This is a genomic window from Homoserinibacter gongjuensis, from assembly GCF_030161875.1.
GTDB lineage: Bacteria > Actinomycetota > Actinomycetes > Actinomycetales > Microbacteriaceae > Homoserinibacter > Homoserinibacter gongjuensis.
Genome location: NZ_BSVA01000001.1, coordinates 2,396,794 through 2,411,970, shown reverse-complemented (window position 1 = coordinate 2,411,970; position 15,177 = coordinate 2,396,794). Strand labels below are relative to the sequence as shown.

The following is a 15,177-nucleotide window of genomic DNA, read 5'->3' as shown; positions in this document are numbered from 1 at the left end:
CTAGGCGTACAGCGACGCCACCGCCTCACGGAACGCGACGGTGTGCCGCTCGACATCGTCGGCGGTGGTGGCCGGCGACATGAGCGCCATGTTGTGGAACGGCGTGATGAGGATGCCGCGGTTGAGCGCGTGCAGGTGCAGGTACTGCTGCAGCGCGAAGTCGTCGGCGTCTGCGGCCTCCCGCCCGTTGACGGGCGCCGTGGGCCGGAAGCTGTACTCGGCGCGCGCCCCCAGTTGGGTCACCTGCCACGGTGCCCCGAACTCGTCGATCGCCGCCTGCACCCCGGCCGTCCATTCGGTGGCCCGGGCGATCATGCCGGGATAGACCTCGGGCGTGAGCACCTCCGAGAGGGTCGCCCGGATGCCGGCCATCGAGACGGCGTTGCCGGCGAGCGTGCCACCCACCCCGCCGACGTCGAGATCCTCACGGCCCTCGCCGTGCCAGGCGAGGCTGTCGCGCACCCGCTCGGCGAGTTCACGGGTCATGCCCCACGCCGCCGCGGGGATGCCGCCGCCGATCGTCTTGCCGACCACCACGACATCCGGGCGCAGTCCGTCGCGCGCCGTCATGCCGCCGGGCCCCGCGCACAGCGTGTGCGTCTCGTCGATCACGAGGATCGTGCCCGTGCGGTCACATGCGGCCCGCACGGCCTCGTGCCATCCGGGCTGCGGCAAGACGATGCCGATGTTGGTCATGGCCGGCTCGGCGAGCACGGCGGCCACCTCGCCTGTCTCGAGTGCCGCTTCGAGTCCCGCGACGTCGTCGAACTCGACGACGACCGTCGTCTCGTCCAGCGGCACGGGCGGCCCGATGTTGCGTCGACGGGAGACGACGCGTCCGTCGTCGTCGAGCGTGGCATAGGCCTCGTCGACGGTGCCGTGGTAGCAGTGGTCGATCACGAGCACCTTGCGTCGCCCCGTGGCCTGCCGCGCATAGCGCAGCACGTGCCGGTTGGCATCCGTGGCCGTGAGCGTGAACTGCCACTCGGGTAGCCCGAAACGCTCGGCGAGCAGCGACGCCGCGATGGCCGCATCCTCGGTCGGCAGCATGAAGGTCGACCCGCGGGCGAGCTGGGCGGCGATCGCGGCCACGGATGCGGCGGGCGCGTGGCCGACCATGGCTCCGGTATCGCCGAGGCACAGGTCGACGTGGTCGATCCCGTCGACGCACGTGAAGTGCGCGCCGCCGGCGTCCGCCACGTACACCGGCCAGTCCCCCGGCCATTTCGCCATCCACAGCATGGGGACGCCCTCGGGCAGGTGCGCGCGGGCGCGTTCCGCGAGCTCGCCCGAGCGCGGGTGCAGACGGCGGAAAGTCGCGAGCTCCTGCTCCCAGAGGGTGGCCAACCGCGCGCGGTCGTCGTACATCGTCCCGGGCTCCCGATTCAGCCGGTCACGTCAGCCGACGCGGGCGATCTTGCGGCGACGGAACCCCGCCGACACCTGGGCGACCACGACGAGCACGATCGCGAACACGAAGACGGCGGACGCGATGACGTTCGACTGCGGCGGGATGCCGCGGCTCGCGGCCACGTACACGAACTTCGGGAAGGTCTCGGCGTTGCCCGAGACGAAGTTGGTGATGATGAAGTCGTCGAAGCTGAGGGCGAAGCACAAGAGCGCCGCCGCCAGGATGCCGGGCATGAGCAGCGGGAGCGTCACGCGCCAGAACACCTGTGCCGGGCTCGCATAGAGGTCGCGGCCCGCCTCCTCGAGCGAGGGGTCGAGGCTCGCGACGCGTGCCCGCACGGTGACGACCACGAAGCTGATGCAGAACATGATGTGCGCCACGATGATCGTCCACAGCCCGCGCTCGACGCCCATGTTGACGAACTGCGAGCCGAGCCCGGAACCGAGCACGACCTCCGGCGTCGCCATGGGCAGGAACAGCAGCACCGTGATGAGCGTGCGCATCCGGAAGGTGTAGCGCACGATCGCGATGGCGATCATGGTGCCGAGCGTCGTCGCGGCGATGGTGGCGACGACCCCCACGATGATGCTGTTGCCGAAGGACTCGCACACCCGCGGGTCGTCGCACACTGAGAGCCAGTTGTCGAAGGTGAAGCTGCGCCAGACGATGTTGGTGCGACGCGCGTCGTTGAACGAGAACACGATCGTGTACACGATCGGGATCATCATGATCACGAGCGCCACGATCGAGAAGACGCCGATGACCCAGTTGCCCGCGCCCCCACGCCCCGAGCGGTCGCGACCGCGTCGCCGCGGCTGCGGCGCGGTCTCGGCGGTCGCGAGCACCGCCGCCTCCTGCATGCTGCTCACAGCAGTTCCTCCGATCCGCTCTTGGCCACATAGGCGATGACGGGGATGAGGATCGCGATCATGAGCACGATCGCGACGGCGGCCGAGATCGGGTAGAAGCTCTGGAAGAACAGGTCGTTGATGACGTTGCCCGCCATGACCGTGTTCGTGGACCCCAGGAAGTCCTTGCTCGCGTTGATGTAGTCGCCCGATGCCGGGATGAAGGTCAGCAGCGTCCCCGAGACGACGCCCGGCAGCGAGAGCGGCAGGATGATGCGCCAGAACCGGGCACCCGCCCCGGCGTAGAGGTCGTCACCCGCCTCCACATAGCGCAGGTCGAGGCGCTCGAGCGAGGCGTAGATCGGCAGCGTCATGAACGGGATGAAGTTGTACGTCAGACCGAACACGACCGTGAACGCCGTTCCGTTCAGGTAGTCCTCGGGGCCGAGCACGCCGACCGTCTGCAGGAAGGACACGACGGGCCCCTCGTCGGCGAAGATCGACTTCCAGGCCAGGGTGCGCAGCAGGAAGCTGATGAAGAACGGCGCGATCACGAGGATGAGCACGAGGCTCTGCCAGAGCGGGAACGGCCGCAGGATCACGCCGATGAAGTAGGCGAGCGGATAGCTCACCACGAGCGCGATGATCGTCGCGATGATCGAGTACCCGAAGGTGCGCAGGAAGATCTCGCCGAAGCGCTCGAACACCTCGAGGTAGTTCTCCCAGCGGAACGCGTACACGTACTCGCCGACCTCGAAGTCGCCACCCGGCTCCTTGAAGCTCGTGAGCACGAGGGAGACGAGCGGTGCGATGAAGGTCGCGACGAGGTAGAGCACGCCGGGGGCGAGCAGGATGATCGCGATGTAGCTGCGGCGGCGCGGGGCGGCGCCTGACAGGTCGGGTCCGGAGCTTGCGAAGGCGCCGAATGCCATCTCAGGCCTCGTCCAGCTCGTCCTCGAGGCGCTGCCTGCGCTGCACCGCGATGCTCATCGTGTCGTCGTCGTCGGCGAACCGCGGCTCGGGCTCCGCCTCGTCGGCGAGGCCGAATCCGTGCTCGACGCGCCAGGAGACCCACACCTCGGCGCCCTGCTCGACGACCGGGCCGAAGGCCATGTTCTGCGCGAACACCGTGATGAGCGGCAGGCCAGGCACCTGCACGAGGTACTGCGTGCTGACGCCCGTGAACGAGACATCCGTGACGATGCCGGGGCCGAGTGCGTTGTGGCCGGCTCCGAGCTCGGGCGCGCTCGTGTGCAGGGTGAGCTTCTCGGGCCGCACGCCGATCGTGACCTCGCCCGCGTGCCGCTGGGCGCGCTCGCGCGGCACCTTGATGCCGGCGCCCGCAATGTCGACGGTGATCGCGTCCGTGCCGGATGCGGTGACGTCGCCCGTGAAGAGGTTGGACTGGCCGAGGAAGTTCGCGACGAAGGTCGTACGCGGCAACTCGTAGAGCTCCTCCGGTGCACCCATCTGCTCGATGCGCCCCTTGTTCATGACCGCGACCGTGTCGGCCATCGTCATGGCCTCCTCCTGGTCATGGGTCACGTGCAGGAAGGTCAGGCCGACCTCCCCTGGATCGACTTGAGCTCGAGCTGCATCTGGCGCCGCAGCTTGAGGTCGAGCGCTCCGAGGGGCTCGTCGAGCAAGAGCAGCGCGGGACGGTTGACGACCGCGCGCGCGAGAGCGACGCGCTGCTGCTGCCCGCCCGAGAGTTGGGCCGGCCGACGGCCCGCGACGTGGTCGAGCTCCACGAGGCGCAGCGCCTCGTGGGCGAGCTCGCGCGAGTTCTGCATGCCGCGGCGCTTGAGCCCGAACTCGACGTTCGCGAGCACCGACATGTGCGGGAAGAGCGCGTAGCTCTGGAAGACGGTGTTCACGGGACGCTGGTGCGGCTTGGATGCGGTGACATCCTTTCCGCCGATGAGGATGCGACCCGCGGTCGGCTCCTCGAGCCCCGCGACGAGGCGGAGCGTGGTGGTCTTGCCGCATCCCGACGGTCCCAGCAGGGCGAAGAACGACCCCGCCGGAACCATCAGATTGAGGTTCTCGATCGCCGTGAAGCCGGGAAACCGCTTCGTGACGCCGACCAGTTCGAGGTCGGCTCCCGACTCGTCGAACGCCCCCGGCATCAGGCCCCGATCAGAACCGACTGGAACTCGCTCCCGAACGACTGCTCCTCGGCGGGGGTCAGCGAGCGGAATCGCTTGACCTGCGAGAGGGTCTCCTCGTTCGGGAAGATGAGCTGGTTCTCGACGAGCTCGGGATCGATGGCCTCGGCGGCCTCACGGGCACCCACCACGGGCGTGATGTAGTTCACCCACGCGGCGACCTCGGCGGCGATCTCGGGGTCGTAGTAGAAGTCGATGAGCTTCTCGGCGTTCGACTTGCGGGGCGATCCGATCGGCACGAGGAAGTTGTCGTTCCAGATCGTGCCGCCGGCCTCGGGGATCGCGAACTCCCAGCGGTCGCCGTTCTCGAGGTTGAGCGTCGTGACGTCGCCCGACCAGACGATCGCTGCGAGGGTGTCCTCGTTGGCGAGGTCGTCGATGTAGGAGTTGCCCTTGATGTTGCGGATCTGACCCACCTCGACCTGCTTGCGGAACACCTCGATCGCCGCAGAGAAGTCGTCGTTGCTGAAGTCGCCCGAGATGTCGACGCCGTTCTGCAGCATGATGAGCCCGATCGTGTCGCGCATCTCGCTCAGCACGCCGACGCGACCCTTGAGCTCGGGCTTCCACAGATCATTGACCGACTTGAGCCCGTTGGGGATCTTCGCCTTGTTCCAGCAGATTCCGGCGAAGCCGCCCTGCCACGGCAGCGAGTGGGTGCGTCCTTTGTCGAAGTCGACGTCGACGAGGCTCGGCTCGAGATTCTTCTTGTTGGGGATGTTCGCCGCATCCAGCTCCTGCGTGTAGCCCAGCCGGATCCAGCGGGCCACCATCCAGTCGGTGAGGCACGCGACGTCGGCGCCGATGTCCTGCCCGAGCTTGAGCTGGTCCTTGACCTTCGCGTAGTACGAGTTGTTGTCGTCGATGTCGACGCGGTAGTCGACCGTGATGCCCGTCGCGTCCTGGAACTTGTCGAGGGTCGGGTGGTTGCCGTTGTCATCCTCGTCGAGATACAGCGACCAGTTCGCCCAGGTGAGCGTCGGGTCGTTCTTCGAGTTGTCGGTGGCGGGCGAGGGCCTGTCATCGCCTCCGCTCGAGCACGCCGCGAGGGTGAGGGCCGCTGCACCGATCCCGGCGCCCTGCAGCATCGTGCGCCTGCTGACCTGTGCGCGACGAGCCTGGATGACGAGGCTGCGGATGAGCGGATCTTCGGGAAGAGACCGGGACATCTGAGGGTTCTCCTTCACGGGTGCGCGGGATGCGGCGGCGATGCCGTGGGTTGATATTGGCACAACTCGGGGCTCGTCACGACCGCCACGGGCAAAAGCGTCCATTTCGAAACATAGATTTCACGAAATCAGCACAAGTCGACGGATATCTCCTTCGGAATCCTCTGTATTCGCCGGTAACCTGACGCCATGAGAGTCGGTGTCCCGAGCGAGGTCAAGAACAACGAGTTCCGGGTGGCGATCACTCCCGCGGGTGTGCACGACCTCACGGCCGCCGGGCACGAGGTTCTCGTGCAGAGCGGCGCAGGGCTGGGGTCCTCGATCACCGACGACGACTTCCGCTCGGCTGGGGCACGGGTCGTGGCGGATGCCGACGCGGCCTGGAGCGAGGCGGAGCTCGTGATCAAGGTGAAGGAGCCGATCGAGAGCGAGTACCGCCGCTTCCGTGAGGGCCTCGTCATCTTCACCTTCCTGCATCTGGCCGCGGAGGGCGAGCTCACGCGAGAGCTCATCGCCCGCGGCGTGACGGCGATCGCCTATGAGACGGTGCAATCGGCATCCGGTGCGCTTCCGCTGCTCGCGCCGATGAGCGAGGTGGCCGGACGGCTCGCGCCGATCGTCGGCGCGAACGTCATGATGCGCCCGCACGGGGGTCCCGGCCTGCTGGTTCCCGGCGTGCCCGGCACGCGCGCGGCGCACGTCGTCGTGCTCGGCGGCGGTGTCGCGGGCTCCAACGCCGTTGCGGTCGCGGTCGGTCTCGAGGCGCAGGTGACGGTGCTCGACACCAACATCGCGCGGCTGCGCGAGCTCGACGCCCACTACATGGGCCGGGTGCGCACGATCGCCTCGAACAGCTTCGAGATCGAGCGTGCCGTGCTCGACGCGGATCTCGTGATCGGGTCAGTGCTGGTGCCGGGCGCGAAGGCTCCGAAGCTCGTGACGAACGCGCTCGTCGAGCGGATGCGGCCCGGCAGCGTGCTGGTCGACATCGCCATCGATCAGGGTGGCTGCTTCGAGGACTCCCACCCGACCACCCACGCCGACCCGACCTTCACGGTGCATCGCTCGCTCTTCTATTGCGTCGCGAACATGCCGGGGGCGGTCGCGAACACCTCGACCTACGCGCTCACCAACGCCACGCTTCCCTACGTGCGCGCCATCGCGAACGCCGGCTGGCGGGAGGCGCTGCGCACCGACGCCGCGCTCGCCCGCGGACTCAACGTGCATGCCGGGCACGTGGTGAACTCGGCCGTCGCGCGCGCTCACGGCCTCGAGTTCGAAGAGGCGCCGCTCGGGCTCGCCTGAGCCACCTCCGCATCGAGACGCACGCGCACCCGCCTGATCTCCGGACCCTCCACGAGCCATGCCTCGTCGTCATCGCCGTCGAGCGGCGGCACGGCGCCGCGCAGCCGCATCAACGTGCGCAACTCGGACCGCGTACAGCCGAGCAGCAGCACGCGGCCGCTGCGACGAACCCGTCCGAGCGTGAGGTGCTCCAGCAGCCAGGCATCGACATCCCCGACCAGCACGGCGGCATCCGCACGATGCTCCTCGACACCGGCTGCCGCGATCCCGGCGGCGGCGAGCCGGCTCAGCCAACGACCGGGCCGGGGCGTCGCGAGCGCCCACGTCCCCTCGCCGAGAAGAGCCTCGGCCACGGGGGCGCTCCAGGGCACGGGTGCGACGGGCGCGAGCGCGAACTGCGCCTCCCTCCCCCGCCACGTCGCGGATCCGGGGCGGCGGTCGGCGCGGAACCCCCGGGTCTCCCCGCCGTTGAGCAGGTGCTCCTCGCGCGTCGGCAGACGCAGCAGCACGCGCTGCTCGAAGGCCGTCGCGGCGCCCTGCAGCACGCCGCCGCCGCGGGCGCTTGCGACGAGTGCGGCTCCGGTGCGCCGTCCCTCGCGCGCGACACGCGTCAGCAGCTCCGCGAGGTCGGCGCGCTCCTCGGCGTCGCTGCGCGCGAGCACCAGATCGAGATCGTCGGCGACGATGAGCGCACGTCGGGCGCTCGATGGCTCGGAGAGGGCCGCCCACAGCTCGGCGGCGCCTCGTGCGACCCACCGCACCTCGACATCCGCCGCGGCTGCCGCCGCCGCGATCGTCGTGAGCGCGTGAGTGCGTCCGGATGCCGTGGCGCCCGCCACGAGCACGGCACCTTCCTGCCACGGGTCGATGACGAGCGGGTCGCGCCGCTGCAGATCCGGAAGGTCGACGAGTCCCACCGCGAGGCCCTGCGCGGAGCTCGGTACCCGGTGCAGCGCGATCTCGGCGGGGAGCGGATCCAGCCAGGGGCGCGCCTCCGGCACGGGGTACCCTGCCCAGCGCTGCGCGATGCGTTCGGCGCATCCGGGCTCGGCCCGGGCGAACTGCACCTCGCGTGCCCCGGCGGCGTCGCGCAGCAGCCCGCGACCGCGCCGATCCGCCGGAACCGCCGCCGCATCCGGAACCCCCACCATGGCCGTGCTCTCCGCGGGTTCCAGTACCCGCAGGCACACCCGCACGGTGATATTGGCGAGCACGGCGTCGCGGACGACGCCCGCGGGTCGCTGCGTGCCGAGGATGAGATGCAGGCCGAGCGAGCGTCCGCGCGCCGCGAGATCGGCGAACACGCTCTGCAACTCGGCGTCGAGAGCGACGAGCGCCGCGAACTCGTCGACGACGATCACGAGCCGCGGTAGCGCACCTCGCGTGAGCTCCTCGATATCGCGCACTCCGTGCGCCGCGAGCACGGCCTCGCGGCGACGCAGTTCCGCGCGCAGGCTCTCGACGGCCCGGGTCGCCGTGGCCTCATCGAGGTCGCTCACGACACCCGCGACGTGCGGCAGCGCAGTGAGGGGCGCGAACGAGGATCCTCCTTGAAGTCCACGAGCAGGAACGCCAGTTCGGCGGGGGCCGGCGAGCGGCGAGCGCGAGCACCCAGCTGACCAGCAGTTCGCTCTTGCCCGCACCCGTCGTGCCCGCGACGAGTGCGTGCGGGCCGTGTCGCTCGAGGTCGACGAGCACGGCACCCGCTGCGTCCTCTCCCAGCGCTGCGGCGGTGGGTGGTGCATCCGTGGCAGCGAGCAACTCCTCCAGTGCCACCGCCTCGGGGATCGGGCCGGCAGGCCGCCAGCCGCTGTGCATCGCACGCTCAGCGAGACGCCCCGCGAGTTCGGCGGCCTCGACCTCGGCCAGGTAGCACGGCCTCCACCCCGAGGCTGCCCCCGTGAACCGCGGCTCCTCGCCCGCGTGGCCGAGGTTCACCTCGAACCCGCGGCCCGCGATCTCGCGGGTGATGACGAGTACGCGGCGACCGTCGCTCTCGACCTCCCATGCCTGGCCCGCCGAACAGCGGGCGGGCAGCTGCCGCGCCCACTCCTCCCCGTCGGGAACGGTCACCCGCGCGGTACCCGGCGCGCAACGGGCGACCGCTTGCAGCACGAGACCCCTCGCGAAGGATCGCGCGAGGGGCTCGGCACCCGACAGGGCGAAGCTGTCGAACCCCTCCACGACGACGGGCGCGTCGCGCAGCCTGCTCGCGAGCTCGCGGAGTCGCGCGATCTCGGACGCGAGTTCCGGCACGTCTTCCGCGGCGAGCAGCTCGATGCCCGATGGCACCTCCCCGCGCCCGAGGTACCACCCGCGCACGCTCTCATCCAGCGCGAGCGCCACAGGCGCGAGCGCGGTGGCGGCGAGGGCGTCCGCCCGCGCGGCGAGGCGCGGCGCGAGCCCGGCCTCGAGCTCCTCGAGTCGCACACGCGCCGCAGCGAGCTCGCGGCGACGCGTGCGGCGAGCCGCCCGCCGGGAGTCGAGCACCGAGGCGAAAGCCACGACGGGCCCGAGCAGCGCGAACAACAGCGCATACGCCGACGACGTCATGAGCCACAGCGCGAGGGCGAGCACGAGGGGGCGACCGTCGCGACGATCGGCACTCCCCGCGGCGCCGGAGCGGCGGCGACGACCGGGAGCGGAATGCGTTCGGGCGCGGGTGTCATGCCCCCATCGCAACGGATCGCGATGCCCCTCGCACGCGCATCGGCCGCATCCGGGGATCATCGGCGAGCGCCACGGCTGGGGAGGACGAGCCTCCAACGAGCCTCCCCCACGCCCTCAGCTCACGATGAAGAACTGCTCACCGATCTCGACACGACTTCCGCGCGCGATCATGTAGCGCTTTCCGGGTTCGCAGCGCACGGGGTCGGTATCGGGCTGGCGTACGACCGTGCCGTTGGTCGAGTACCTGTCGCTCACCCAGAACCGCCCGGACTCCTGGCCGAACTCCACGTGGGACTTGGACACCGACTTGCCGACATCGAAGATCGCGACGAGCTCGTCGACGTACTCGCCGGGCTCCGGCGCGGGGTTGCGTCCGATGAGGCCGTTCCCCGCCACCACGACGCTCTCCCCCGTGCTGAACTGCAGCACGTACCGCTCGCCGCGCGCACGCGACGCCATCATCCGGGTGCGCTCGATGTCTTCCACGGGCGGGCGGGCGGCGGATTCCGAGGGCACCTCGTGCGGGGAGGGTTGCGGCGGCTGCGGCGTCGACTCGGGCATCGGCCCTGGCTCCGGCGGCGGCTGCGGCTCCGCGACGGAGCTGGCCACGCCACGCTCTGCCACCTCCGTCATCGCGCACAGCACGAAGCCGCATTCGCCACAGAAGATGTCGACCGGATCGATCGCCGCGCCGCACTGCGGACAGTGCGTGGACGCGGACACCTCGGGCTGTGACGCACCGGGGGCCACCGACGGCGGCGCAGGCGCGGGCCCCGCCGGCGTGGCGGGCCCAGTCGCGGGCGCAGCACCGGGCGCGACTGTCGCGCGCGCGGGGGCACCGGGGCCGAGGGCGGCGCGGGCGCCTCCGCGACCGAGCGTCCGCACTCGACGCAGAACAGAGCCCCGGGCTGCAGCGGCGACCCGCAGTAGCGACAGTTCATGAGCGCCCCCTCGGACGGTGCAAGAGCTGGCGCACCGCGCCACCCCCAGCGATCGCACCGAGATGAGCGAGCGCAGCCGCTCACGGCGGGTGCGTCCCGCATCGAGGGAGTGCCGCAGCTCGCCCACCGCGACCCAGACGCGCTCGGCGTCCGCCTCGCTCGGCGCATCGGGCGCGAAGACGGCGCGGTCGACGACCGCCGCGAGCACGCGGGAGGGCAGCGTACCCACGGCCGCGGCGAACTCGGCGCGGGTGGCCGCGGGCGGCGGCGCGAGCCCGTGGTCGACCACGAGATCGCTGAACTCGTCCCAGCCCCCGCGGATGCGCGCGCGCGTCGTGTCGGCCGAGCGGCGCAGGTAGCGTCGACGCGCCTTCGCGCCCACGACGAGCAGGAACGGCGAGAGCGCGAGCAGGATCACGAGCAGCACGAGCCCCGTGATGCGCAGCGTCTGCAGCAGCACCTCGAGGGTCGTGTCGGGCACGACGGGTTCCTCGGCGCTCGTGTCGGACTCGCTCGGGTCCTCTCGGGTCTCCGGGCGGTCCAGCGGCGGCGGCACGATCGATTCCGGGCGGGAGACCGGCGTCGGGTCCTGCGGCTCCTCCTCCGGGATCGGACGGATGGGCGGAACCGGATCGACGGCGACCCAACCGTACTGCGCGGTGTCGACCTCGATCCAGGCGCTCACATCCGATCCCCGGACCGCGACCACGTCGCCCGCTCCCGCGGCTTCGGGCGCGAAGCCGAACACCACGCGCGCCGGGAACCCGAGCCGCGTCGCCATGATCGCGCCGGCGACGGCGTACTGCTCGGCGTCGCCGATCATCCGTCCGTCGCCGAAGAGCTCGGCGACGCGATCGAGCGAGTGCCCGGATCGGCTCGGCGGCTCGTCCTCCCCGAGCCCGTGGCTGATGTAGCCATCGGCCCGCAAACCCTGGATGGCCGCGATGAGCTGGGCGCCGGCGCCCTGGATCCCCTGCACGTACCCGTCGAGCGTCGTCGCGAGCTCCTCGGGGGCGTCGGCGATGTGGGGCACGTCGGCCGAGCCGGGCACCGCGTCGGCGAGAGCGTCGAGCCCCGGGTCATCCGGCAGCACGGCGTCGAGGCGGTAGCGGTCGCCCGGACGGATGCCGTGCAGCTCGACCGCCGTGCCGCTCGTGCCGTTGAAGGCGAATCCGTCTTCAAGCTCGGTGGCATCTGCTCCCGCGAAGCGGATCTCCTCGAGCATGCCGACGGTCGGCACCCAGACGCCCGAGTAACCGACGATCTCGACGTCGAGCTCGACCCGTTCGCTGCCCACGGCCGACTGGTCGATCCGTGAGGGAACGCGCACGAAGGTGCCGGAGGCGGAGTCCACCGCGGCGCTTCCGACGGAGTAGACGACCCCGTCGTAGCTGTCGAGGGTCGCGATCCGCACGCGCTCACCCGAGGCGAGTCCCGTGATCCGCATCATCACCTCGTCGGCCTCGTCATCGCGCAGGTAGCGTCGGAAGCCCGCGAGCGGACTCGGATGGTCGCGCGGGTCGAAGGGCTGCGCCACGACGTTGCGCAGCACCTCGCGGTCCCCCGCGGCGTGAGCACAGTCGCTGTCACGAGCGAGGCCCCACCGGCCACCGCGAAGACGAGCACCGCGGCGACGAACGTGCGTGTCCCGACGCCGAGACGGAGTACCGCGGATGCCGCATCCCGCTCCCGCGTGCGGGTTGCGGCGCGCCGGCGGCGCCATCGCCGCCAGCTGATCCAGCCGACGGTGGCGACGAAGATCCCGATACCGAGCGGAACGGGCATCTGCACGAGTTGCGGTCCGAACATGATCCCGAGCACGAACACGGCCAGCGGCGGGATCACGGCGAGCTCGCCGAGGCGCACCCGCAGGGCGATGCTGCCCGAGATGACCGTCGCGGTGAGCAGGAGTACGAGCGCGGGCACGAGGAGAGCCTGGTAGTCGCCCACCGGGATGGTGATGGTGAGCAGCTGCCGCCATCCGAGCGCGACGCCCGAGAACAGGTCGGCGAGGCCGTCGAGGCTCGGCAGCAGGCCGCCGATCGCCTTGGCGGGTACCGCGAGCGGCACCCCGACGAGCGCGAAGGCACCGACGGTCACGAGCAGCACGACCCATGCCGGCCAGCGGAACACGGCGCCGAGCACGGCGATGAGCGTGCCCAGCAGCACCGCGGATGCCGCCATCACGAGGAACGCACTCGACTGGTAGATCGGCCAGAGGGTCGCGGACGCGAGGGCCATCATGATCCACAGCGACACGATGTCGCCGAGCGCCGAGGCGGTCAGCCGGCGGGTGCTCATGCGACGGCCGCCGATCGCGAGAGAGCGAGGCGCAACTCCTCGAGGTAGCCGATCGTGAGCACGTTGAGACCCGCGAGGCGACGCATGCCGGGAGCGGCATCCGGATCGCAGACGACCGCGACGATCTCGACATCCGGCGGGAAGGACGCGGCAGCCGCCCGCAACTCGGACGTGCGCGTGCGCGACCCGCACACCAGGAACGCGACAGAGATGCCGGGGGTGCCATCCGACACGATGCGTGCCATATCGCGCAGGGGCAATGCGCCGATCGAGGCGTCGACGACGGCGAGGTCGTCGAGCAGGCGGTCGGCCATGTGGGTCGCGAGCGGTCGCACGGCGTAGAGGCGACGCTTGGCGAACTCGGGGGTGATGGTCGACACGACGACCGACACCGTGCGCCCGTCCCGAATGGCACGCACCCCGAGCGACCCCGTGACGCTCACCGCGAGCTCGAACTCGGCCTCGCTCGCGAAGTCGTGCGTCGAGAGGCTGAGAGCCACCACCAGGTGGCTGCGGCGGGTCTGCTCGAACTGGCGCACCATGTGCACGCCGGTCTTCGCCGTCGACTTCCAGTGGATGTAGCGCCGGTCGTCGCCGGTCTGGTACTCGCGCAGGGCATGGAAGGCGACGTCGCTCGCCGTCAGATCACGCGTCGGTGCACCCTCGAGGTCGCGGATGAGGCCCGTGCTCGTCGACGGCACGCTCACGGTGCGCGGGTGCACGACGAGCTCGAGTTGTTCGCTCCAGCTGAGTTCGCGACGCACGAGGCCGAGCGGATCTCCCCGCACGGTGCGCACCGGGCCGACCGGGATCACGCCGCGGCGCTCGGTCGGCACCGAGAACGTCTCCTCATGCGTCGCTCCACGGCGCAGTCCCGGAAGGGCGAGCTCGACGATGCTGCCGCCGACGGGCACCTCGAGCACGGCGCCCAGCATCCGGCGTCGGCCCCCGTTGTCGACCGTGAGCGACGCGCGCGCCGACTGCCCCACGACCGCGCGTCGATGCGGCAGCCCGAGCGACATCCGGTACGGAGCCCGCCCGAGCAGGAACAGCACGGCGACGAGCGAGAGCACGAGCGCGCCCCAGCCGATCGCGACGAGCTCGAGCCATCCGAGCGCGTACCCGGATGCGAGAGCGATCGGGATGGCCGCGATCACGACCCAGCCGAGCGGCGTGATGACGCTGCCGAGCCTGCCCGCGATCTGACCGAACGCACGCCCCACCGCGCGGGCCGCGCGCACGACCGCGACGATCGCGTCGGCGAGCACGCCCGTGCGCGCACCGACGAGGCGGGCCCGGGTGCTCCCGAGGCCCGCGGTGTCGGTGGGCGCGGACGACTCCCGCCCGCTGCGCGTCGAACGGCCGGCTGAGCTCACACGGCCTGCCGATCGCTCGGGGGCGGGGTCTCGAGCAGCAGTTGAGCGATGATGCTCGACGGCGTGACGCCCTCGAACTCGGCCTCGGGGTCGAGCACGAGGCGGTGGGCGAGCACGGGCTCGGCGAGTGACTTGATGTCGTCGGGCACCACGTAGTGCCGCCCGCTCGCCGCCGCGAGGGTCTTGGCCGCCCGCACGAGGGCGAGCGCACCGCGAACGCTCACCCCGAGGCGCACCTCGACCGCCGAGCGCGTGGCCTCGACCAGGCGCGACACGTAGTCGTTGATCGAGGGGTCGACGTGCACCGTGCGCACGAGCGCGGCGAGCTCGATCACCTCCGCCGCGTCGATGACCGCCGGGATGACGGTGTCGTGCGCGCGCACCCCGAGCCCTCGAGGATGCGCACGGTCGCCGCGTGATCGGGGTACCCGATGGATGCCTTGAGCAGAAAGCGGTCGAGCTGCGCCTCGGGGAGGCGATAGGTGCCCGCCTGCTCGATGGGGTTCTGCGTCGCGATCACCATGAACGGTGCATCGACCGGGTGCGTGAACCCGTCGACCGTCACGCGACCTTCCTCCATGACCTCCAGCAGCGCCGCCTGGGTCTTCGGGCTCGCCCGGTTGATCTCGTCGGCGAGCACGACGTTCGCGAACACCGGCCCCGCGTGGAACTCGAACTGCCCCGAGCGCTGGTCGAAGATGCTGACGCCCGTGATGTCGCCGGGCAGCAGGTCTGGCGTGAACTGGATGCGGTTGCTCGTGCCCTTGACGCTCTGCGCGATCGCGCGCGCGAGCGAGGTCTTGCCGGTGCCCGGGAAGTCCTCGAGAAGCAGGTGGCCCTCGCTGAACAGCGCGATGAACCCGAGGCGCACCACGAAGGTCTTCCCGAGCAGCACCTGCTCGACGCCGGACACGAGCCGGCCGAACGTCTCGTGGAAGCCGCTCGCCTGTTCGGGCGTCATCGTCATGAGTTCCTCTTTCGCTGTCGG

The 15,177-nt window shown here is 70.8% G+C and carries 10 protein-coding genes and 2 pseudogenes; 1 reads left to right on the top strand and 11 read right to left on the bottom strand.

From position 1 onward, the window contains the following. The 5 genes and pseudogenes from QQK29_RS12975 to QQK29_RS12955 form a co-directional block, all read right to left on the bottom strand. Positions 1 to 1,368, bottom strand: coding sequence for a transaminase (locus QQK29_RS12975; RefSeq protein WP_284300853.1), 1,368 nt, complete (start codon positions 1,366 to 1,368; stop codon positions 1 to 3). Between the two features lie 30 nt (positions 1,369 to 1,398). Continuing rightward, positions 1,399 to 2,271, bottom strand: coding sequence for an ABC transporter permease (locus QQK29_RS12970; RefSeq protein WP_431308797.1), 873 nt, complete (start codon positions 2,269 to 2,271; stop codon positions 1,399 to 1,401). A gap of 5 nt (positions 2,272 to 2,276) precedes the next feature. After that, positions 2,277 to 3,191 carry an ABC transporter permease gene (locus QQK29_RS12965; protein WP_284300851.1) on the bottom strand — a complete coding sequence of 305 codons (915 nt, stop codon included), beginning with the start codon at positions 3,189 to 3,191 and terminating at the stop codon, positions 2,277 to 2,279. Between the two features lies 1 nt (position 3,192). After that, positions 3,193 to 4,388, bottom strand: a pseudogene (locus QQK29_RS12960) (ABC transporter ATP-binding protein). Continuing rightward, complete coding sequence (locus tag QQK29_RS12955) at positions 4,388 to 5,596, bottom strand: ABC transporter substrate-binding protein (RefSeq protein ID WP_284300850.1); 1,209 nt, start codon at positions 5,594 to 5,596, stop codon at positions 4,388 to 4,390. The pseudogene QQK29_RS12960 and the gene QQK29_RS12955 overlap by 1 nt, the downstream one beginning before the upstream one ends. Before the next feature lie 189 nt (positions 5,597 to 5,785). On the opposite strand from QQK29_RS12955, the gene ald reads away from it, so the two are divergent. Next, positions 5,786 to 6,901 carry an alanine dehydrogenase gene (gene ald, locus QQK29_RS12950; RefSeq protein WP_284300846.1) on the top strand — a complete coding sequence of 372 codons (1,116 nt, stop codon included), beginning with the start codon at positions 5,786 to 5,788 and terminating at the stop codon, positions 6,899 to 6,901. Here ald and QQK29_RS12945 read toward each other — a convergent pair. The 6 genes and pseudogenes from QQK29_RS12945 to QQK29_RS12920 all read right to left on the bottom strand — a co-directional run bounded on the left by QQK29_RS12945 (position 6,859) and on the right by QQK29_RS12920 (position 15,156). Continuing rightward, positions 6,859 to 8,400 carry an FtsK/SpoIIIE domain-containing protein gene (locus QQK29_RS12945; RefSeq protein ID WP_284300844.1) on the bottom strand — a complete coding sequence of 514 codons (1,542 nt, stop codon included), beginning with the start codon at positions 8,398 to 8,400 and terminating at the stop codon, positions 6,859 to 6,861. The genes ald and QQK29_RS12945 overlap by 43 nt on opposite strands. Next, positions 8,384 to 9,478 carry an FtsK/SpoIIIE domain-containing protein gene (locus tag QQK29_RS12940; RefSeq protein WP_284300842.1) on the bottom strand — a complete coding sequence of 365 codons (1,095 nt, stop codon included), beginning with the start codon at positions 9,476 to 9,478 and terminating at the stop codon, positions 8,384 to 8,386. Before QQK29_RS12940 ends, QQK29_RS12945 begins: the two co-directional genes overlap by 17 nt. A 207-nt stretch (positions 9,479 to 9,685) precedes the next feature. Further along, on the bottom strand, positions 9,686 to 12,064 hold the full coding sequence (locus QQK29_RS12935) for a transglutaminase domain-containing protein (RefSeq protein ID WP_284300840.1): 2,379 nt from the start codon (positions 12,062 to 12,064) through the stop codon (positions 9,686 to 9,688). Continuing rightward, complete coding sequence (locus QQK29_RS12930) at positions 11,962 to 12,813, bottom strand: hypothetical protein (protein ID WP_284300838.1); 852 nt, start codon at positions 12,811 to 12,813, stop codon at positions 11,962 to 11,964. The genes QQK29_RS12935 and QQK29_RS12930 overlap by 103 nt, the downstream gene beginning before the upstream one ends. After that, complete coding sequence (locus tag QQK29_RS12925) at positions 12,810 to 14,189, bottom strand: DUF58 domain-containing protein (RefSeq protein WP_284300836.1); 1,380 nt, start codon at positions 14,187 to 14,189, stop codon at positions 12,810 to 12,812. Before QQK29_RS12925 ends, QQK29_RS12930 begins: the two co-directional genes overlap by 4 nt. After that, positions 14,186 to 15,156, bottom strand: a pseudogene (locus tag QQK29_RS12920) (AAA family ATPase). Before QQK29_RS12920 ends, QQK29_RS12925 begins: the two are co-directional and overlap by 4 nt. Between the last annotated feature and the right edge of the window lie 21 nt (positions 15,157 to 15,177).

What these genes read in the sequence shown, in the direction of transcription:
- QQK29_RS12970 (WP_431308797.1), bottom strand. Translation starts at nt 2,271, where the DNA reads ATGCAGGAGGCGGCGGTGCTCGCGACCGCCGAGACCGCGCCGCAGCCG.
- QQK29_RS12975 (WP_284300853.1), bottom strand. Translation starts at nt 1,368, where the DNA reads ATGTACGACGACCGCGCGCGGTTGGCCACCCTCTGGGAGCAGGAGCTC.
- QQK29_RS12930 (WP_284300838.1), bottom strand. Translation starts at nt 12,813, where the DNA reads ATGAGCACCCGCCGGCTGACCGCCTCGGCGCTCGGCGACATCGTGTCG.
- ald (WP_284300846.1), top strand. Translation starts at nt 5,786, where the DNA reads ATGAGAGTCGGTGTCCCGAGCGAGGTCAAGAACAACGAGTTCCGGGTG.
- QQK29_RS12965 (WP_284300851.1), bottom strand. Translation starts at nt 3,191, where the DNA reads ATGGCATTCGGCGCCTTCGCAAGCTCCGGACCCGACCTGTCAGGCGCC.
- QQK29_RS12955 (WP_284300850.1), bottom strand. Translation starts at nt 5,596, where the DNA reads ATGTCCCGGTCTCTTCCCGAAGATCCGCTCATCCGCAGCCTCGTCATC.